This is a genomic window from Tenacibaculum sp. 190524A05c (genome assembly GCF_964036595.1).
GTDB classification, from domain to species: domain Bacteria; phylum Bacteroidota; class Bacteroidia; order Flavobacteriales; family Flavobacteriaceae; genus Polaribacter; species Polaribacter platacis.
The window spans coordinates 3,284,859-3,304,333 of sequence record NZ_OZ038523.1 but is presented as its reverse complement, the minus strand read 5'-3'; the positions used below and the strand labels follow the sequence as shown (position 1 = coordinate 3,304,333).

General features: G+C 30.5%; 21 protein-coding genes. 12 read left to right on the top strand and 9 right to left on the bottom strand.

The features are described from left to right. Positions 1-124 precede the first annotated feature (124 nt). Entirely contained in the window at positions 125-307 is a 183-nt protein-coding gene (locus ABNT61_RS14685) for a hypothetical protein (RefSeq protein ID WP_412766920.1), read from the top strand. A gap of 219 nt (positions 308-526) precedes the next feature. Here ABNT61_RS14685 and ABNT61_RS14680 read toward each other — a convergent pair whose 3' ends face one another. From ABNT61_RS14680 to ABNT61_RS14660, 5 genes are all read right to left on the bottom strand, one after another. Beyond that, positions 527-1,162 (bottom strand): hypothetical protein, encoded by a 636-nt coding sequence (locus tag ABNT61_RS14680; RefSeq protein ID WP_348743756.1) that lies wholly within the window; start codon positions 1,160-1,162, stop codon positions 527-529. 47 nt (positions 1,163-1,209) lie between these two features. Then, positions 1,210-1,776: a Crp/Fnr family transcriptional regulator gene (locus ABNT61_RS14675; protein ID WP_348743755.1), complete on the bottom strand. Its 567-nt coding sequence runs from the start codon at positions 1,774-1,776 to the stop codon at positions 1,210-1,212. Between the two features lie 160 nt (positions 1,777-1,936). Next, positions 1,937-2,422 (bottom strand): cupin domain-containing protein, encoded by a 486-nt coding sequence (locus ABNT61_RS14670; protein WP_348740871.1) that lies wholly within the window; start codon positions 2,420-2,422, stop codon positions 1,937-1,939. Further along, positions 2,419-3,009 (bottom strand): FMN-dependent NADH-azoreductase, encoded by a 591-nt coding sequence (locus ABNT61_RS14665; protein WP_348743754.1) that lies wholly within the window; start codon positions 3,007-3,009, stop codon positions 2,419-2,421. Before ABNT61_RS14665 ends, ABNT61_RS14670 begins: the two co-directional genes overlap by 4 nt. A gap of 51 nt (positions 3,010-3,060) precedes the next feature. Beyond that, positions 3,061-3,882 carry a sigma-70 family RNA polymerase sigma factor gene (locus ABNT61_RS14660; protein ID WP_348743753.1) on the bottom strand — a complete coding sequence of 274 codons (822 nt, stop codon included), beginning with the start codon at positions 3,880-3,882 and terminating at the stop codon, positions 3,061-3,063. Between the two features lie 161 nt (positions 3,883-4,043). Here ABNT61_RS14660 and ABNT61_RS14655 point away from each other — a divergent pair, with 161 nt between their 5' ends. From ABNT61_RS14655 to ABNT61_RS14605, 11 genes are all read left to right on the top strand, one after another. Next, on the top strand, positions 4,044-4,445 hold the full coding sequence (locus ABNT61_RS14655) for a nuclear transport factor 2 family protein (RefSeq protein WP_348743752.1): 402 nt from the start codon (positions 4,044-4,046) through the stop codon (positions 4,443-4,445). Positions 4,446-4,448: 3 nt separating this feature from the next. Further along, positions 4,449-5,099 carry a hypothetical protein gene (locus tag ABNT61_RS14650; protein WP_348743751.1) on the top strand — a complete coding sequence of 217 codons (651 nt, stop codon included), beginning with the start codon at positions 4,449-4,451 and terminating at the stop codon, positions 5,097-5,099. A 10-nt stretch (positions 5,100-5,109) separates the two neighbouring features. Then, the gene (locus ABNT61_RS14645; protein WP_348743750.1) at positions 5,110-5,520 is read left to right on the top strand and encodes a MoaF N-terminal domain-containing protein; all 411 of its coding nucleotides are present in this window, start codon (positions 5,110-5,112) and stop codon (positions 5,518-5,520) included. A gap of 76 nt (positions 5,521-5,596) precedes the next feature. After that, on the top strand, positions 5,597-6,748 hold the full coding sequence (locus tag ABNT61_RS14640) for an MFS transporter (RefSeq protein ID WP_348743749.1): 1,152 nt from the start codon (positions 5,597-5,599) through the stop codon (positions 6,746-6,748). After that, positions 6,729-7,682 (top strand): hypothetical protein, encoded by a 954-nt coding sequence (locus ABNT61_RS14635; RefSeq protein WP_348743748.1) that lies wholly within the window; start codon positions 6,729-6,731, stop codon positions 7,680-7,682. The genes ABNT61_RS14640 and ABNT61_RS14635 overlap by 20 nt, the downstream gene beginning before the upstream one ends. 10 nt (positions 7,683-7,692) lie before the next feature. Then, entirely contained in the window at positions 7,693-8,448 is a 756-nt protein-coding gene (locus tag ABNT61_RS14630) for an arylamine N-acetyltransferase family protein (protein ID WP_348743747.1), read from the top strand. A gap of 18 nt (positions 8,449-8,466) precedes the next feature. Beyond that, positions 8,467-10,578, top strand: coding sequence for a T9SS type A sorting domain-containing protein (locus ABNT61_RS14625; RefSeq protein WP_348743746.1), 2,112 nt, complete (start codon positions 8,467-8,469; stop codon positions 10,576-10,578). Between the two features lie 22 nt (positions 10,579-10,600). Then, positions 10,601-11,086: a hypothetical protein gene (locus tag ABNT61_RS14620; RefSeq protein ID WP_348743745.1), complete on the top strand. Its 486-nt coding sequence runs from the start codon at positions 10,601-10,603 to the stop codon at positions 11,084-11,086. A gap of 26 nt (positions 11,087-11,112) precedes the next feature. Then, positions 11,113-12,138 (top strand): hypothetical protein, encoded by a 1,026-nt coding sequence (locus ABNT61_RS14615; protein ID WP_348743744.1) that lies wholly within the window; start codon positions 11,113-11,115, stop codon positions 12,136-12,138. A gap of 26 nt (positions 12,139-12,164) precedes the next feature. Continuing rightward, the gene (locus ABNT61_RS14610) at positions 12,165-13,565 is read left to right on the top strand and encodes a S41 family peptidase (RefSeq protein ID WP_348743743.1); all 1,401 of its coding nucleotides are present in this window, start codon (positions 12,165-12,167) and stop codon (positions 13,563-13,565) included. A 141-nt stretch (positions 13,566-13,706) separates the two neighbouring features. Then, positions 13,707-14,168, top strand: coding sequence for a RidA family protein (locus tag ABNT61_RS14605; protein ID WP_348743742.1), 462 nt, complete (start codon positions 13,707-13,709; stop codon positions 14,166-14,168). A 49-nt stretch (positions 14,169-14,217) separates the two neighbouring features. On the opposite strand, the gene ABNT61_RS14600 is transcribed toward ABNT61_RS14605, so the two are convergent. The 4 genes from ABNT61_RS14600 to ABNT61_RS14585 form a co-directional block, all read right to left on the bottom strand. Beyond that, positions 14,218-15,330 (bottom strand): ABC transporter substrate-binding protein, encoded by a 1,113-nt coding sequence (locus tag ABNT61_RS14600; RefSeq protein WP_348743741.1) that lies wholly within the window; start codon positions 15,328-15,330, stop codon positions 14,218-14,220. Between the two features lie 11 nt (positions 15,331-15,341). Next, a complete protein-coding gene (locus ABNT61_RS14595) occupies positions 15,342-15,839 on the bottom strand; it encodes a phospholipase (protein WP_348743740.1) in 498 nt (165 codons plus the stop codon). A gap of 152 nt (positions 15,840-15,991) precedes the next feature. After that, a complete protein-coding gene (locus tag ABNT61_RS14590; RefSeq protein ID WP_348743739.1) occupies positions 15,992-16,561 on the bottom strand; it encodes a Crp/Fnr family transcriptional regulator in 570 nt (189 codons plus the stop codon). 33 nt (positions 16,562-16,594) lie between these two features. Next, positions 16,595-19,381 carry a CHAT domain-containing protein gene (locus ABNT61_RS14585; protein WP_348743738.1) on the bottom strand — a complete coding sequence of 929 codons (2,787 nt, stop codon included), beginning with the start codon at positions 19,379-19,381 and terminating at the stop codon, positions 16,595-16,597. Positions 19,382-19,475: the final 94 nt, after the last annotated feature.

The window sequence follows — 19,475 nt, the reverse complement described above, 5'->3', positions numbered from 1 at the left end:
TCAAATTAGATATCAAGTTTATTTAATCAACACCAAAAGTATTTCAATGGATCCCTAATCAAATCTAGATAAAGTTGGATTAAAACTACCTAATTTTTCCTCACCAAGTGGAAGCTATCTTTCTGTGAACACTAGAAAAGATATTGCTTATGTTGCTATTCAATTTCCTATTTTAAATGAAGAATATAAATATCAAGGACGATTAGGAGAAGAAATTACAACAGATCAAGGATTCGAGGCAATGGAACTATGTACTCTTAATATTTTGGCTCAAATTGATGCGAAAATTGGATTTGAGAGCATTTAACAATTAAAGAAATACAACTATACTTTTAATTGAGAAAGTCTTTAAAAATTAATAAATAGAAACAAATAGAGCATAAAATTATTTGTAACAACCTTAGATAAAAGGATAATACGTAGAAAGCACTATTTAATCCCGAATGCCCAAAGAGATCAGAAAATTAAAAGCCCTTAGAATGCAGAAACAAATAAACTAATACTAAATTATATATATTCAATATTGTTATTGAACTTTAGTTATTAAATCAAAATCAGAAGAATATAAATCAGAAGAATATTCTTTCTCTAAAATCCAAACATCATCATAAATTGATTTAAATTTAATCTTCAACTTTACATCATCTATACGCTCATGAATAAAACTCGACAATTCTTTATTTCCCGACCAATCCACCATATTAAAGGTTTCATTTGGACTTAATACGAATCCCTTATATATTCCCGCGTCTCTATGACCTCGAGTAATAGAATCTGGTACCTTAATAATTCCATAAAAGTCCCACCAAGTATTAAATTCCCGACCTTTGTAGGCAAAATTAATATCCTCGATAATCCCAGGACCAACTCCTTTGTTGGCTATATTCAACTTCAGAAATTTAACATGCCCATCACTCGTAAATCCTCTATGCATAGTTACAGATAATCTCGGCCAAGAACTATTCTTCGCTTGGTTAATGAAAACCTGTGTTTGCCTACTCATTAATCTTATTTGCGCCATTAAAAATATAACAGTCACTAAACTGGTAATAAGAGCAATGGTATTAATATTAAAACTTTTTCTTAATATTCTTTCGTAAATCTTCATTCTTAAATTGTATTCTCTAAATAATTTTTGGATTAAATATGACTTTTGAGCCATTCTTACAATCTTTAATTTAATTCAGCAGAACATCCTTGATTCCTTCTTTACTTTTTAATATTATCAAATTTTGAAATCTCTGCTCTTAATCGACTTAAATGACGTTGTGAAATTCCTAGATAAGATGCTATGTATTTTAAAGGAACATATTGAACATACTCAGGATTACTTATTAATAATTTTCTATATCGTTGTTTTGCTGTTACCATTTGAATACTTAACAATCGATCTTCCATTAAAATATATGATTGCTCTGTGAAAAAATTAAAGAATCTTAGCCAAGATTCGCTTGATGATATTAGTTCATAGTAATCACTCTTCTTTAAAATAATCAACTCGGCATTTGTAAGCGCATGAATATTTTCAAACGTATTTGTACTAGAGATAAAAGAAGACCAAGCCGTAATAAAGTTTCCGGGAAATGTTAGACAGTAAGTTACTTCTTCATCCTTGGACGAAATATAATAATTACGAATTATTCCCGAGCTTACAAAGGCTAACCAATCGCAGGTTTTACCTGAACGAATTAAAAAGTCGTTCTTCTCCAATACTTTCGTATACATCCTATTCACACCGTCTGCGATATCTACATCAGATAAAAACGAGAAAGACATTAATAATTTTGAAAGAGATTCCATAAATCAACAAAAAAGGAACAGTCAAAAACATTTAAAAATTTTTTAAAAAAAATGAAGACTGTTCCAGTAATCCCAAGTAAAAAATATTTATTTGGGAGGAGAGAAAACTAAACTATATAAACAACTAAATTTAGAGCTACTCTACTAAATAGCTATCGTACTTATTATAAAGTTTTCTAAACTTAGTACTATCCAATTTGTCCTTATTCAACAAATAAGATAACCCCCTAAAAAATCCCTCTCTCCTCATTGCAGGATTAAAAACAATAAGCATTTTACAATTAGAATGAGAATCATTTCTAAAACCGTGAACAGTAAATTTAGGTACAAAAACCACACTACCTTCAGAAAGTACCATCTCCTTTTCTCCCATAGTAACAGTTGGACTTCCTTTTAAAACAATAAAAGTTTCATCCATAAATCTGTGATAATGCGGTTTAGCACCCATTGATGACGGTTTTAGATTTACCTCGTAAACACCAAGCTGATTATCAGTGTTCTCGCTACTAATTTTTAAAACAACCGAGTTACCATTAACCTCTAATTTTTCTCCATCACCTTCCTTTAAAACTAATGCATTATTAACTAAAACATCTTCGAAAAAAATCTTCTCACTCTTCATAGTGGTACTTTATCAAACTTAGTCTCTATTCTTTTTTTAACTTCCACCACTCTCTCGTCTACATCTTTATAAACAGTACCTGATATTGAAAACTCATCTACTTCAGAAACCCCCATATAATCTAATATTCCTGATAAATACTTCTCAACCCCATCACTTTTTTCTTTACCTCCTCTAGAAACTATAACACTGGCCTTCTTTCCTGTAAGTAAACCGCGTCGATCTCCAGTTTCCTCATCATATTCAAAAGTTCTATTAATCCTAACTATTTGATCTATATATGCTTTTAAATTGCTTGGAATTGAATGATTAAAAACTGGCGAACTAATTAAAATCTCATCAACTGAGTATAGCTCATCAATTAACGAATCTGAAACACCTAAACACCCTTCAGAGTTTTCACCGTTATAAAATGCAGCATAGGTCTTTGAAGTTAAAGGCAAAATAACTTCAGTATCTAAATCCCTATAAAAGACTCTACCATTTGGATTTTCCTTTTCCCAGCATTTAACATAATAATCGGCCATCATCCTGCTAAAAGATCTGTCAGAATTAAAGCTCGAGTCTATTCTTAATAATGTTTTCATTTGAAATTGTTTCTTATATAACAAACGTCAACATTAAAAAGTGACAAGTTTTTAAAAATTTGTTAGTTTAAATGGATCAACGACAGAATAAATTGACTCAATATACCCTTCGTCGTTAAAGCTAAACAACAAACAACTATTAGTTCGCTCTTGAGATTTATAAACAATTGAAACTTGATGATTCATAACACTTATCTTATAAGATTTATCATTAAGAAAATTCTTATAAACTATAACCAGTAATTTAGAAATATTGGATTTCCCTATCGTGTTCGTAGCCACTACTTGAACAGAATCTCCTCCATCTGCAGAAAAAGAAATATTTTCAGAAAAAAGAGATTCAAGTTTATTAATATCGGAAGAATTTAAAGCTTTTAAAAAAGGAGATATATCATGTCGTTTCATTTGTCTTCCAACAAAAACCCCATTTCCTAGTTTTAATTTTGCACGTCCCAAAAGTTTCCTGCTATTTGCATCCGTTATATCTAGAACTTCGGCAATCTCATGATGTTTATAATCGAAACCTTCTTTTAATATGAAAACAGCTCTCTCTTTCGGATTAAGCTTTTCAAATAAAACCATCAATGCATAATCAGCTATTAACTCCCTTTCTAACATAGAATCTGCAGAATCAGTTTGAACAGGTTCTGGTAACCATCTCCCATAAGTAGAAAATTTTTTCATCCGATTCTTAAAATTTATTGAAGAATTAATTACCATCCGAATTAAATAGGCTTCTTCATTTTCAATTCCTGATTTTTCAACCTTGATGAATTTTTCAAGTACATCTTGTACAATATCATTGGCATCGTCATAGATACCAATGATATTGTAGGCATAAACTCTAAGTTTTCTATAGAATGAATCTTTCATAAATAAATATATCAATAAGATATGACAAACCACAAAATGAAAACGTGACAAAAATCAAAGGATTTCAACAAAAGGATCCAGAATTGTAACATACTAAGGATAGTTGTCACACTATCATACTTTGAATTGTCCTAAAAGTATAATCTTAAAATTATAAAAGAATGACATCAGATGAAAATGCCAAAAAAGAAAACGTACAAAAAATAGAAAAGGTTAAAAACGCTCTAAACACATTTATTAATGCTGCAGACAATAGTGATGTAAAACTTCTAGAAACAGTTATTCATGATAATTATATAAATACACAATACGGCTTTTTCGGAAAACCAGGTGTTTATAATATTGGAAAAAATCAATATTTAGACTACATAAAGGACAAGACTTTTGGAGGACTTCCAAGATCAATTAACATCATAGATTCTAAAATATTTGATAATACTGCAATGATGGAAGTCGTACTAGAAAGTAAAGCACTCATATTCCATTCTTACATTCATATCATTTTAGATAATGATAAATGGCAGGTAATTGGAAATTATCCAAATGTTGTAGCTAAACTATAAAAAATGAGTTGTAAGATAAAAGTAGCTGCCATATTATCTCTTCTATTGCAATTAAGCATTCATGCTCAAAATTCTCAAATTAAAAAAACGCAATCCCCTATTCCTGTTGAAACACTTCTTGGTTCAAGATCTTTTTACTATCAACACGTAATATCCAAAAATTTAAATGATAATGGATTAAATTTTTTTAACGTAAGTAGTTTCGATGCAAACTGGAGTGACAATCAAGACAACCATTATTTCATTACTGGATTTCTATCTCAAAAAATTTGGAAAGGACTTAGCATAGGCTTTGGAGGAGAAATACAAGGTCCTGGATCGTTTTTTACTACAGGTTTACAATATTCATTTTTTAAGAAAAACTTACTCGTTGTTGTTTTTCCTTCTGTGAATTTAAACGGAGTAATGGAGCTATCAAATTTCGCTTTAATAGAATACAAACCAAAAATTAGCAATAAAACTAGTATCTATTTAAGAGCTCAGTTTTTAGCAACCACAAATTTTTCTCAAATTTTTAGAAGTTACCAGCAGCTTAGAGCTGGACTTCAATTAAAAAACTATCAATTCGGATTGGCAGCCAATTTTGATCAGTTTAATGTACCTAATATTTATAAAAACAACTTTGGAGTCTTTATCAGGACTCTACTTTTTTAAACTAAAAATCATGAACAAATTCATACTAATATTATTGATCGCATTATCTACGGTAAATAATTGCTTCTCTCAAAAATCAAAAAATACTCCAAACATAAATGGTACTACAATGGTATATCAATATCAGGATGGAGGAAAAGTTAAAGGAAAATTTCAGGATAACTTGTACCATTTCGAATGGACTGAAGGCCCCTATAAAGGAGTAAAAGGAAAAGTTGGCTACAAAATAATCAAAGTGGCGAAAAAAAAATATTTCTTGAGCTTTATAGTTCAAGAACACGCATCGCTAGTAACACTTTACATAGATTTTAAAAAGAAAAAGTTATATGGATCAGCATTCATAGAAAAAAAAGAGAAGTATTTTCAATCGCTAGAGGAGGCGAAAATTATTGGCTTAAACTTTAAAGAGAATAATAATTAAAGTAATGCCAAAAACCATAAAAAGAGAGTCAATTCCTATTAAAGAAATAGAGACAGTAATTATCATTGCATTGTTAATGTCTAATATTGCATTAGGAATTGATTCTTTAATTCCAGCACTTCCAAGTATTGGAGAGACATTTTTAGCCAGTACACCTACTCAATTAGGATGGATTATTACGTCAATTTTTATTGGATTAGGAATTGGGGAAATCATCTTCGGACCTCTTTCAGACTCCATAGGGAGAAAAAAAAGTATTCTCATAGGAGCTTTTATTTTCATGACTGGCCTGATAATTAGCTTAAAATCTGAAACCTTAAATATTATGCTCTTAGGAAGAGTAATTCAAGGCATAGGCGCTTCATCCTTTAGAACAGTTAGCATATCTATAATAACTGATTCATTTAAAGGTACAAAAATGAATAAAGTAATGTCTAGCGTAATGAGTGTATTCCTTCTCATTCCAATGATAGCTCCAGTAATTGGCCAGTTACTTAATAATTCATTTAACTGGAAAGCCATTATATTATTCCAAATATTATTCTTCTTAACTACAATTCTTTGGTTTTACACACGACAAAGAGAAACATTAGTTACTTCCAATAGAATCCCTCTTTCTAGAAAGAATTTTAAGAAAAACTTCAATGAATTTAAAAGAAGTAGGCCTACAATACTTTACACTCTAATATTAGGTTTAATTGAAGGTGTCTTTATTCTGTATTTAAGTTCATATTCTGACATTTTTAAAATTCATTATGGATTACAGAATAACTTTTTATTCGTCTTTTTTATTCTATCAATAATCTTAATAATCTCAACATTATCTAATCGATTATTATTGAATAAATATACACCAACCATAATTATCCGAAGGAGCTTACAGGCATTGTTAGTTGTTTCCTCCATGTATTTTATACTATTCCTATTATATAGCTCCGTTTCGCTTTCAGTATATGTAGTTTTGACTGTACTTCAATTCTTGTCTATTGGCTTAATTTTTGGAAATGCAACCTCTCTCGCCATGAATAGAATAACTCATATTGCAGGTATTGGTTCATCAATTCACAATTTCTTGGTTATGATTTTAGGAACACTAATATCCGTTTTGTATTCATTTATGAGTAACTCTCCAAACACAAATCTATTTCTAGGCTTTTTAATCTCAAGTGCATTATCAATGATCACTTTAATTATATATAATTTAAAAAATGAAAAAGACATCGATTAAACAACTTCTAATTTTCTTAAAAAACAAAGTAGCATTATTAGTTATACTTAATTTATTTCTAACCGGATGCGGTGGACAAAAGATTCTCAAAACAACAACTAAGAATTCGATAACAAATTTTGCTCCTGGTCTTGTTAACACTGTAAATCTTGAAGTTAATACAGTTTTCAATAACGACTTCACAGAATTGTTCTTCACAAGAAGAATTAAAAAGTCATTCATAATCCATCATTCTGAATATAAAAATGGAAAATGGCAAAAACCAACACCCATTTTCATGTTTAAAGATAAAATTAAAAGATCTGTAGCTATTGATCCAACAATTACAATAGATGGCAAAAAGATGTATTTCTTAGGTATTAGTCCAAATGACTATGCAGAAAAATCACCGCCGGATATTTACGTAAGTAATAAAATAAACGGGAAATGGCAGAAAGCACTCAAATTACCATCACATATTTCAACTAAAAAATATGTTGAATCATATCCAATTGTTGTTAACGATGGAAGCCTATATTTTACCTCTAATCGCCCTGGTGGATACGGAAAACGAGATTTATACAGAGCTCAGTATCTCGGAAGGAATAGATTTGCCAAACCAGTAAATGTTGGAATTCCAATTAACGATTCTAATTCATCTAGAAGCACTTATATCACACCAGATGAAAAGTACTTAATCACTACAAAATCAAATGGTGGTAAAGGATTTTCTATTTCTAAAAGAAAAAATGGTAAATGGCAGCCACTTAAAGACTTATTCCTGAACAAAGACTTTAATCAACAATGGGATTATTTCTGCCCATATATCACTCCCAATCGTAAACACCTATTCTTTACAAGAAAAATTGGTTATACAAAAGAACACAAATGGGATAGCGTTAAAAATAGTGAAGTTCAATATATAGAGTTAGACAGACAATTCTTTAACCGATAAATAAGCTAATATGTTTGTAGAAAGTTATTTAAAAAGAATTGGATATTCAGGAAATATTTCTCCCTCAATTGAGACGCTTAATAAATTGCATGCACATCATTTATTTAATATCCCTTTTGAGAATATTGATATTCACATAAGAAAGCCTCTAAATTTAGAGAAAAGTAAACTTTATAATAAAATTATAACTAACAATAGAGGTGGAATTTGTTATGAACTAAATGGACTATTCTTTCATCTCTTAAAATCCTTAAACTTTAATACTTGGATTATCTCAGGAAGAGTTTTCGATAAAACTAAAGGTTATGGCCCAAATTATGATCATTTGGCTCTAATTGTCAAAATTGAAAAGAAAGAATATTTAGTAGATGTAGGTTTTGGTGATTTTTCACTAACCCCTTTAATCATAAATTCTACGGTAAAAAACACCAATCAGACTTTCATAATTGATAAGTTAAAAGATAACTATAGAGTTTCAAAAAAAACAAAACGGGGCATAAAACCACTTTACATTTTTAAAAAAGAAGAGCAAAAAATTTCAAATTTTCTTGAAATGTCTTTGTTCCACCAAACCAGCTCTAACTCAAAATTCACTCAAAATCTGTTGATCACAATTAAAACAGCAGATGGCCGAGACACTATCACAAATAAAATATACAAATCAAAATCCAGAGTTAATGAGGTTAAGGAAGAAATTAAAACTCTTTCATTATTTCTTGAAAAACTAAATAATTCATTCGGCATCTCTGATATAAGCCTAAGTTAAAAACACAAGTACCACATTATGAAAACAACACTACAAATTACTAAGAAAGTAACCCTATTTATAATATTTCTAATAACCATTCAAACTACCATTTACTCGCAAAACCCAATATTAAACTTTACAGATATAACAAATGGTCCTGGCACAGGATTAAACGATGGAAATGGAGAAGGTGCCATTGTAACAATCTGGGGACAAAACCTTGGAGCCTCACAAAATGAATCAATCATTTCATTTAAAGATTCTCAGGGCGTAATCCATAATATGTCATACATATATTACTGGAAAAATGCCGATGGAGAACTACCTAGTGGGCCTTCAAATCTTTTCGACCCCTTACTTATGCAAGAAATAGCCGTTTCAATACCTAATGCAGCTTCTGGAATAGGAGAAATATTTGTAACTATAAATGGTGTAAACTCTAATAGTTTACCATTTACAATACGAGATGGTGTTATTTATCATGTAAAACCAACAGGTGATAATTTCACTGGTGATGGAAGCTTCTCTAATCCATGGCAAACTATAAGTCCAGACACAAAAGGAGCGCTTAAAAATATAAAAGGAGGTGAATTAATTTATGCTCACGATGGTGTTGAAGATGTTAGTAATGTTACAACTGGACAAAGCGGACGAGGAATAATTGTTAGCGGGATAAATAGCTCTGTAAATAATCAAACTGCACTAATCGCATATCCTAATAGTAGAGTTTTAACACAAGCAAGAAATCGAGGTATCAATTTTTACTTATCATCTGGATTTGTTGTATCGAAGTATACTGCCAAAGCAGGAAACTTTCCAGTCCCAGAACCTGGAGATAATCAACCTTTAGGAGGATCGGGAGATGTTTGTTACGGCATTGAAACGAATAAAGATGGTCGAATAATTGGAAATTATATTACTGGAATGGAAAACACTTGTCAAGACGGAGGTGCTGGTGCAATTGTAGGAGGACGAATTAATATTTCTAATTGTAAAATATTTGGAAATCAAATTGAAGAATGGGGTTGTGATTTAACATCTAAATTTGAACATACTACTTATTTTACTGTAAGAGAGGATGGTTTAAAAGTGGATCCTTATGAATTTGGTTGGAATTATCTATTAAATAACAAAGCTAAATATGGAATTCATCAATATGACGAAAGTTTTTCAGGCAATTGTGGAGGCTTTAATGGCACTGTTAAAATTCATAACAACGTAGTTGTTAATCAAAGAGGTGGTGGATTGAGTATTGGTTCATCTGAGTCAGCGTCAGGCGGAGGAGATGGAATTTGTTGGGACAATGATTGGGAGGTTTTTAATAATATTTTCATTAATACAGGACTAGGTCCTGTTGATTTCCCAGCTGAAGGATTAAATATAAGTGCTACAGCACTTGACATTAACGACTCAGCAATGGGAGGTAATATAAACATTCATCACAATTTAATTTACGGTTTTGGCGCAGGAGATCCGAATTTCCCAGATCAAGGAACTCATTCAGCAGTTGAGACCACATTTGGTGATAGAGAAAATTTAAAAATAATATTAACTGATAATATATTTTATGACTTATATGATATTAGTAAAGTATACTTCGACACAGGAAGAGAAAAAGACGACCAAGAGTATGTTATCGATAATAACTTATTTTACTCTTCTTCTAACAGTGGTATAACACCTCCTGAGTTCTCAAGCAACTCCATAGTACAAAACCCAGAAATTTCATCAGAAAACAACCTAATATTTAAAATTGAAAATGGATCTCCAATAATCGATAATTCAATCATTAATCAAATCAACTTTGATATTTATGGTAACGCTAGAAAGGACACTCCTGATCTCGGACCTATAGAGTTTAACAATACTACTTTAGGTCTTGATAATAATGATTTTATTCATAAGATATCTCTTTATCCAAACCCCACGATAAATGAAGAAATCTTTATTGACATTCTTAATAATGAACAAATAAAAAAGATAGAATTATACAATATTCTAGGCAAAAAAATCAACTTAAATCCAAAACAAGTTCAAAATACAAGTTCAGGTTTACGAATAAGTTATCTCCCTAAAGGAATACATATTATTAAAGTGGTTTTTGAGAATACTGACGTACCGTTTATCTCAAAAATTATTGTTCGTTAATTTTTTAAAAAACAACTTACTCATGAATAGAATAATGATTCTTTTGATACTTAGTGTAATTTCTTGTCACAAAGTAAATGACAAAAAAAACAACTCTTCATCCTGGAAATTAATATATAAAATCGACCCAAATGGCAATAAAATTAAGGGTTCGAAAGAGTTATTAATTACTGCAGTTAAAAATGGTACTCCGGTTAGAATTGGATGGAAATTAATTAGTAAAAAAGACACAACTAAATCAGTAGAGCATGTCATTGACACTAACCTTCTAACTGTCTTAAATGAAGAAGAGTTATTTGTACAACTTAATTCTTTCTACGCGCAAAAGCCGAGTTTAAAAAGAGATAGTTTAAAAATTGATTTAATCCCAATTGAATCAACATGGTGTTTAAGTACGAAAGGGCTCATTTCAAGTATCAATATTAATTCAGCAAATCAAGAAATATCCAAATTTGAATCAGCTGGTTTTAATACAGAAATCAGCTGGTATTGTAAAACAAATTTTTAATGAAAAAATATTGAATGATACATAAAATGAAAACGAAGTACACTAAACAAGTAAATTTTCCTTTCAAAAACATAATATATGTAATTATACTATTTACAACAAGTATTCAAAATACAATAGCCCAAAACGAGGTTAAAACTCGAGGCTCTAAAAATGCAATCAACAATCTTAAAATAGTAGGAAAAGGAACCATATCTTCAACAGATTTCGAGTTCAATCAAACCCGAAACAAAGAAGATAATATCGCTTATTTTACCAAAGCTTTACTCCCTGACTGGAGAAGAATGTCCATCGTTGTTAGCACAAAAGACAAAAACGGAAATTGGTCAACGCCAAAATTAGCAAAGTTCTCTGGTAAATATAGAGACGCCGATCCATTTATATCACCTGATCAAAGGAGATTAATTTTTATATCAGACAGACCTTCTCAACATAAATCAAAATCCGCCCATTATGGCTTTTGGTTTATAAACCTACCTCTCACCAATAATTCAATTCCTTATCCAGTTATAAATGAATTTAATAAAGAGATACAAAACCCTGTTTATCCTAGTCTATCTAAAGACAATACTCTTTTCTTTTCAAGTGGCACTAGATCTGGATCTAATATATACTATTCAAATTTTGACGGAAGAAAATATGGATCGGCAGTGTCCTTAAATTTCAACAATGATAATTATTTCGATCTGGATCCCGTGATTGCACCTGATAAAAGCTTTATAATTTTCGTAAGTAATAATAGAAATGGAAAAGGGGGCAAAGATTTATTTGTCAGTTTTAATAATAACGGAATTTGGAGTAAACCTAAAAATCTCGGAGACAAAATTAATACGAGAGCTAATGAAGGGCAGCCTGGTTTATCTTCCGATGGTAAAACTTTGTTTTTTTCCAGTCTAAGAGTTGAAAAAGCTGCAAATTATAAACCTAGAGACAAGAAGATTGACAATAATCAACTACTAGAAGAACTAAAATCGATTCATAACGGCCTTCCCAATATTTGGCAAGCTGATATTTCAAACATCCAACTTCTAAACAACAATAAATCCCATTAACATTACTCTATCTATAATCTTAAATTATGACAAAAGCACATATTACGTTTATACTATTACTAGTTTGTGGAAATATTTTTTCACAAGTTAACCTACCTAATACTCTTTCTAAAGAAGACAAAATTTATGGACTCTCAAAATTCTGGCAAGAAGTAAACTACAACTTCATATATTTAAATAAAGTTGATAAAGAAAAGTGGAATAATGATTATAAAGAATATATCAATAAAGTTCAAGAAACACAAAATGACTATGAGTATTATCGCCTCCTAAGAAAGTTTTGCGCAACGTTAAAAGATGGACATACAAGCATTCATCTATCAAAATCTTTAAGAAAATTAATTTATAACACGGCCTTTGGTGATTATTATATCCAACTAACTAATATTGAAGGAAAAGCAATAGTAACAGGTATTACCGAAAACAAAAAAAATGAAATTCCTATTGGAACAGAAATAATCAAAGTTAACGGCATACCAACAATTGAATATGCAAACAAATATGTTAAACCTTACATTGCATCTTCAACAAATTATGTTCTTGAAAATAAGATGATATCGAGACTATTGAGTTCTCCAAAAGGAACTAAATACAATCTTGAACTTAAAAAACCAAATGGACAAATTTTTAACCTTAAAGTAACTCACCAGGAATTAACCGACAAAAAGATTTATCCACCATATAAACAAGAAAAATTATTGGAATTCAAATGGAAAGAAAATAACATAGCATACTTGGCCCTTAATGGTTTTTCTGACCCTAAAATCATCTCAATGTTTCTCGAAAAATTACCTGAAATTAGAAAGGCTGAAAAACTAATAATTGATTTACGATCTAATAATGGAGGGAGCTCTAACGTCGGATGGCAAATCTTACAATATTTCACAAAAGACGATATACTTCTGAAATCAACTTCAAGAAGTAGATTACATATACCAGCATATAAAGCTTGGGGCAGATGGACAAAACCTAAAGACACTATAAATGTTTCTGAAAAACGCAAACAAAAAAACAAGCAAGCATTACTATCATTAAATGATAACTATTACTACTCATTCCCTTATAATCCTTATAAAATAGAACTCTCTAAAAAAGAAAGAATTATAATTCCTACTGCCATTTTAATTGGAAATAAGACAGCATCTGCTGCTGAAGATTTCCTTATCTCCGCTGACAATCAAAAACATATGATAAAAATAGGACAAGCTTCAAATGGAAGTACCGGACAACCAATAGTTTTTGATTTACCTGGAGGAGGAATTGCCAGAGTTTGTACAAAGGAAGATACTTATCCTAGCGGTAAAGTATTTGTTGGAGTTGGAATTCAACCTGATATTGAAACAGCACTAACGCTTAATGACTTTCAAAACAACAACGATTCTACGTTACAAATCGCATTGGAATATCTGAATAAAATCAATAATTAAAACTTACCTCAACAGAAGTATCTTGCTTGATATAAACAAACAATTTGATTATGCTTAAATTCTATAAAAAGTTAAAATTGAATTTACTGTAAACTTCAAATTAGATATCAAGTATATTTAACCAACACTAAAAGCAAATCAATGAACCCCAAATTAAATCTAGATAAACTTGGATTAAAATTACCTAATGTTTCCTCACCAGGTGGAAGCTATCTTTCTGTAAACACTAGAAAAGATATTGCTTATGTTGCTATTCAATTTCCTATTTTAAATGAAGAATATAAATATCAAGGACGATTAGGAGAAGAAATTACAACAGATCAAGGATTCAAGGCAATGGAACTTTGTGCTCTTAATGTTTTGGCTCAAATTGATTCGAAAATCGGATTTGAGAACATTCTAGGTCTAAATCATATTGACGCTTATTTTCAATCTGGAAAAGATTGGGATGATTCACCAATTGTTGTAAATGGTGCATCTGAATTATTTGTAAATGTATTAGAGGAAAAAGGCACACATTCAAGAGCAATATTCGGAGTAGAAAAGCTACCAAGAAATTTTAGTGTTGGACTAACTGCAACGTTTACTTTAAAAAATGAATAAATACTATTCAAAACAAAAAAGGAGCTTTTAATAAAACTCCTTTTTTGTTTTATTCTGGTTTTATGTTGTAATCAATATCAATAGGTGTTGGTCCCTTGACCGGGCCTATAAGGTGAAGCATCTGCATTCTAAATCTTTCTACAATATCTCTTTTTAACAACCATCTATGAAAATCTGCTGGTGATGTATTATGATTATGTACATTTTTATAACCAGCTGGAGCTTCTACGTCTCTTCTCACTGGAAATTGTAACCATTTTCCTTGAAATTCTTCAGATAACATCCAATTTAAATATAATTTAGCCGCAGCCTTATGTTTAGCTTCTTTAGGAATACCTGCTGCTTGAAACCAAGTTAAAAAGTAATCTTTTTTAGGAAATTGAAACTTAGTATTCATTCCTGGTATTGGTTCAAAAGCCCAAAATGTTGTAAAACTAGCTCCGTACCATCCTTTATTTATCGCAACATATGGCATCGCGGTACCGCGAACCCAAACAGGTTTCGTATCCACAAGCTTTTGTAAATATTCCCACCCATACATTTCCTTCAGATTCCAGAATTGATATAGGACAGCATCATCATCATGAGGATAAGTTAAAATAACTTTTCCTTTCAACGCAGGATCTAGATAATCTAAGGCATCTCTTGGAATCTTATCTTTAGGAATTACATCTGTATTTACGTAGTTTGAAAATGTTACACCATACAAACCAGTCCAATGTCCATGAGGATCTTTATAGTCTGGGAATACTTTATCCCAATTTTTTGGTTTATAGAAATCTAAAAACCCTTGTTCAGTATAATATGTAAAACGATGTAAAGTTTGAAATTGAATAACATCGGGAATATTCTGTTTTCCTCCTGCTGCTCTTGCATTATCATATCTAGGAGCATGGTTAATACTTACATCTACAGAATGTGTTACCTTTAATCTTGGGAAGCGCTTCTTGAACATATCCAAATAATAATCTATTTGATCACTTTTATCTCCTCCAGCCCTTAAAACGAACTCACCTCCTTCTTTGATTGCTTCTTCGTATAACTGTTCTAATGTTTTTGATTCAATTTCAACATATGCAGAACCTTTGACTTTTTGTGAAAACATATTCAGGTTCATCAACAAGAATAATGTAATGTTTATTACGGTATTAGAATATTTCATTTGTGTGAGTTTTAATTATTGGTTTCTGTTAAATTCCCTTTCGCATAATCATACGACCTTTTAAGAATTAGTTTTGAGACTTCTAATTCAGATTCATTTCTTGGTGCATACAGCATAATTATATTTGGCGGAAGAAATCCTTTTTTAATAAGTGGATGCCATTCTCCCCAACCTTTTGAAATAAAAACAGTTGCATCCTTTTGAGTTAATCCTAAGTGCATACTATAATCAGGATGAGGATGAAAATGAGCAAATTCATTACCTATCATAAAAGCATTGCATTTCTCACAAACATGTTCTTGCTCCATAAACATTGCTTCAGCACCAGGAACAGAAATTAGGCTTGCTCTTTTTTCTATATTCCCAAGATTAAATGCCCAATCTTTTAATTGCTCCACATATTGAATATTTACGGGCTGCTGATCCAATTGAGTATGTGGGTTTGTATTTGTAGTTTTTGGTCTTTCACCTTCTCGTTCTGGAAGGTTTTTGAGTGTTAGATTATCCATTTCATTCACTTTTAAACTTTTACTTAAAAAATTAAAAGAGGTAAGAAAGAATAGAATAAATAGCTGCAGTCTAAATAAGCTTTTTACAATCATACATCTTTACTATTACTTGCAAAGTTCGATTGTAAAAACCGCTAAAAGATTAATGTAGATTAAGAAATTTTCTTACGGAGTAAACTCAGAAACTCTGGTGTTACACCTAAATATCGAGCAATTTGTTTTTGAGAAATTCTTTGAAGCAATTCTGGGTATTTTTTGATGAAATATTTATATCGCTGTTCTGCTGTAAAAGACAAATTCTGTAATATTCGTTCTTCATGTGCAAACATTGTATTTCTAAATAACGACCTTGTATAAACAACAAAATTTGGAATTTCATTTAATAAATAATCCCACTTGTCTTTATTTAATGACAACACCTTTAATGATTCTAAAGCTTGAATATTAAAAGAGGCTGGTTTATTTCTAATAAAACTATTCAAATCACCAAACCACCAATCTTCTTTAGAAAATGATATATTATGTTCATTTCCGTTATAGTCAATAATGTAGGTTCTCACACATCCTTCTATAATAAAATGCACTTGTTTAGCATAATCATTAGCTTTAAGTAAATGATCATTTTTCTGGTAGGTTTCTTCCTTCATACAATGTTTTAATTCTGATAATTCATTGTCAGATATAGAAACATAACTTTTAATGTGATTGAAAAGCGTATCCAAGATAAAATAACTTTAGATGTAAATATAATTCAATTAATTTCGGTTTCTCTTTAACGCAAAAACACTTCCAAGTAACAAGACTAAAACCAACCAAATCATCCATTGAGATGAACTTTCCATCACTGGAGCATCATCTCCATAAACCACAAAACCTGCCCAGTAATAAGGGTTTGACAGTTTTGTTTCTTTATTTTTTAGGATGTAACTCTCTTTCGCTCTTTGTAAGGCTTTTGATTTGGAAATTCCCTTTTTAAGTTCTTGATAAAAACTTTTCATTATTTCACTAGTAGCCACATCTGGCACTTCCCACAAGCTGGCAACGGTTGAAGAAACTCCTGCAAACGTAAATGCTCTCTCAAAAGACTCTAAACTCCTTCCTGCATTCTCTTTACCTAAACCAGTATTACATGCGCTTAAAACAGCTAAATCTGCTTTTAGATTTAACGCATACAGTTCTTCTAAATATACATTATTTGAGTAGTTTCCTTTTTCATCGAAAACTAACCTACTTAAGCCTGGTTCTTCTGCATTCATTTCAGCATGCATTGCCAAATGTAGCATCGATGCTTTTGGCGAAGATTCTAAAAAAACATCTTTGGTTACTTCATCTCCTAAATAGGTTTTTGATGAGAACAAACTTGAGACCATTTCAGCTTCCTTTTTGGCTCCATCCAAAGCCGAAAAACCAGCTCTAGTTGCTAATAATCTCTTTTCTTCAGATTCGTATGTTGGTGCGTACACGTAAACTTCTTGCTTTTCTTTATCTGAATAGGAATTAGTTTTAATAAATCCTAAATTAGAAGTATAACTGATGTTATACTTTTCAATGAGATAAGAATTGTTTTTTCTTAAAATTTCAAAAGGAAGTTTATATAATTCACCATCTGGATTTATGATTAACTTTTCTTTACTTGAACTGATATCGGGAAGTAAATGTTCACTCAAAAGGCCTACGACCTCTTCATTATAATTTTGATTCAAATTATCTGTTACCACTTGCTCTAAGACATCTCGTTCTTTTTGAGTCCAATTTTTCAATTGCCATTTTACAGACGAACTTGTTATTGAAACAATGACCAAATAATTTTCGAGAATTAAATACTTTAAAACTAATTCACTTTTGGAAAGCTTCTTCTGCAATTCAAGAATATTAAACTTTTTATCTTTTAGTAATTGTAAATTAGGAAATGCCTTTCCTACATAATCATTATGCTTTTTTATTAAGTCTTGCACTGAATCTAATTGCTGTGTTTTGTCTCCTTTTTTTGCAATAACCAAGGCTGTTTTTAAGTCTAATTCTCTTCTTGTAACTGAATCTAATTTGGTGAGTGAATTTGTATATCTATTTTGATTGAACTCTTGCCACGCCCGTTTATTAACAATACTTTCAACACGACTCATAACATTTTCTATCGTAACATTTTTAGTCATTATCTCTTTTTTATTGGACTTTAAAAAGCCTAATAAAATCTTCCGTAACATTGTGTTTTCCTCCTTATTAAACTTTCCTTTTCCATAACTGTTTTCAAACTGAACAAAAGCTAGATAATAGAGTCTTGCAATCTTTCTTTTTAAATTAGGATCATCACCGAAATACAATTCTATTTTCTCTGCTACTCTTCTTAGTAATCTTGAATGTGTAAAAACCGCAGTAGGTTTAAAATTACTATAGTCTGGAAGTAAACTATCTTTTCCTGAATGCACTTTTTCAATTACTTTTTGAAAGGTATTTAAAGCTTCCTCTTTTAAGTTTTGCTTCGCTTTTATTAATCCTTTTTGAGCAAGAAAGAATGGCCTAATTCCACTTGTTTTAGGAAGTGAATCTAATAAATGAGTAATTAAATCATCTGCTTCTTTTAGTTTTTCTCCTTTAGTTAACGCTTTACATTTATTAAACTTGAAAACAAAATAACTACCTGGGTAGTTTTGATTCAAAATCAAATCGAGTGATTTATCAACATAATAAGTTCCAGCTTTCACATCTTCTTTAGTGATCAAAGAATCTTCTTTATGACTTAAATACCAATCTCCAATATGATTTAAAGCTGTGGAATAATAAACTCGTTCATTAACATTGAATTTTTTCGAGTTTTTTTCAATCTCTAATTTCTCAATAGTATTTACGAGTTCTATACTATCCTTTTTCGTTTTCCCAAGTTTGTACAAGAGATAAACTTTTCTGTATAGTAACACTATTTCATATCGATGATAATTACCATTTCCATCAACTTTAATTTTATCGAGTGCTTCTTTATTTTTTAAGTATAACTTTTCTGCTAAACGCAAATAATATTGTGCTTCCTTTAAATCCCCAAAATAAGCTAACTCACTAGATAACAACACATAACTATTTACAGTATAATCTAAAGCAGCATCACTAATTGTTGAAAGATTTGCTAAGAAATCAATTCCTTTTTTTAAACTTTCTATTGATTTTTTAGATTGAAATAATTTGCTTTCGGGCCAAGCTCTATCTGCATATAATCGCCCTTTATATTCTATTCCTTCATTAGAATTTGTAGTATATCGAATTCCATTATTTGAACTTTTAATACTTGCTAAATATTCTCCTAACTCATAGTTTGCTTTTGATGTATAGTAATATAGTTTCGCAATCATCAAACTATCTTCTGACGATTGAATTTTCACAGATTTTAAAACTTTATCACTGTAAGTTATCAATTCCGTATTAGCAGATTTCTTATGCAGCATCCTAGCATAATTCACAATGGTATCTTTAGCTTCCTGTTTCTGTTCAAAAGCATTGATACTTTTTGAAAAACCAACTAGTAATACAAGTAAGAGATGTAAAGTTTTCAAATTCAAAATTTTATAATTCACGAACAACTTCCTAAAAATACAAAAAGCAGCTTATCAAAAAAGCTGCTTTTAACTCAAATACAAACAATTAACT

What these genes read in the sequence shown, in the direction of transcription:
- ABNT61_RS14680 (WP_348743756.1), bottom strand. Translation starts at nt 1,162, where the DNA reads ATGGCTCAAAAGTCATATTTAATCCAAAAATTATTTAGAGAATACAAT.
- ABNT61_RS14675 (WP_348743755.1), bottom strand. Translation starts at nt 1,776, where the DNA reads ATGTCTTTCTCGTTTTTATCTGATGTAGATATCGCAGACGGTGTGAAT.
- ABNT61_RS14670 (WP_348740871.1), bottom strand. Translation starts at nt 2,422, where the DNA reads ATGAAGAGTGAGAAGATTTTTTTCGAAGATGTTTTAGTTAATAATGCA.
- ABNT61_RS14665 (WP_348743754.1), bottom strand. Translation starts at nt 3,009, where the DNA reads ATGAAAACATTATTAAGAATAGACTCGAGCTTTAATTCTGACAGATCT.
- ABNT61_RS14660 (WP_348743753.1), bottom strand. Translation starts at nt 3,882, where the DNA reads ATGAAAGATTCATTCTATAGAAAACTTAGAGTTTATGCCTACAATATC.
- ABNT61_RS14655 (WP_348743752.1), top strand. Translation starts at nt 4,044, where the DNA reads ATGACATCAGATGAAAATGCCAAAAAAGAAAACGTACAAAAAATAGAA.
- ABNT61_RS14650 (WP_348743751.1), top strand. Translation starts at nt 4,449, where the DNA reads ATGAGTTGTAAGATAAAAGTAGCTGCCATATTATCTCTTCTATTGCAA.
- ABNT61_RS14645 (WP_348743750.1), top strand. Translation starts at nt 5,110, where the DNA reads ATGAACAAATTCATACTAATATTATTGATCGCATTATCTACGGTAAAT.
- ABNT61_RS14640 (WP_348743749.1), top strand. Translation starts at nt 5,597, where the DNA reads ATGTCTAATATTGCATTAGGAATTGATTCTTTAATTCCAGCACTTCCA.
- ABNT61_RS14635 (WP_348743748.1), top strand. Translation starts at nt 6,729, where the DNA reads ATGAAAAAGACATCGATTAAACAACTTCTAATTTTCTTAAAAAACAAA.
- ABNT61_RS14630 (WP_348743747.1), top strand. Translation starts at nt 7,693, where the DNA reads ATGTTTGTAGAAAGTTATTTAAAAAGAATTGGATATTCAGGAAATATT.
- ABNT61_RS14625 (WP_348743746.1), top strand. Translation starts at nt 8,467, where the DNA reads ATGAAAACAACACTACAAATTACTAAGAAAGTAACCCTATTTATAATA.
- ABNT61_RS14620 (WP_348743745.1), top strand. Translation starts at nt 10,601, where the DNA reads ATGAATAGAATAATGATTCTTTTGATACTTAGTGTAATTTCTTGTCAC.
- ABNT61_RS14615 (WP_348743744.1), top strand. Translation starts at nt 11,113, where the DNA reads ATGAAAACGAAGTACACTAAACAAGTAAATTTTCCTTTCAAAAACATA.
- ABNT61_RS14610 (WP_348743743.1), top strand. Translation starts at nt 12,165, where the DNA reads ATGACAAAAGCACATATTACGTTTATACTATTACTAGTTTGTGGAAAT.
- ABNT61_RS14605 (WP_348743742.1), top strand. Translation starts at nt 13,707, where the DNA reads ATGAACCCCAAATTAAATCTAGATAAACTTGGATTAAAATTACCTAAT.
- ABNT61_RS14600 (WP_348743741.1), bottom strand. Translation starts at nt 15,330, where the DNA reads ATGAAATATTCTAATACCGTAATAAACATTACATTATTCTTGTTGATG.
- ABNT61_RS14595 (WP_348743740.1), bottom strand. Translation starts at nt 15,839, where the DNA reads ATGGATAATCTAACACTCAAAAACCTTCCAGAACGAGAAGGTGAAAGA.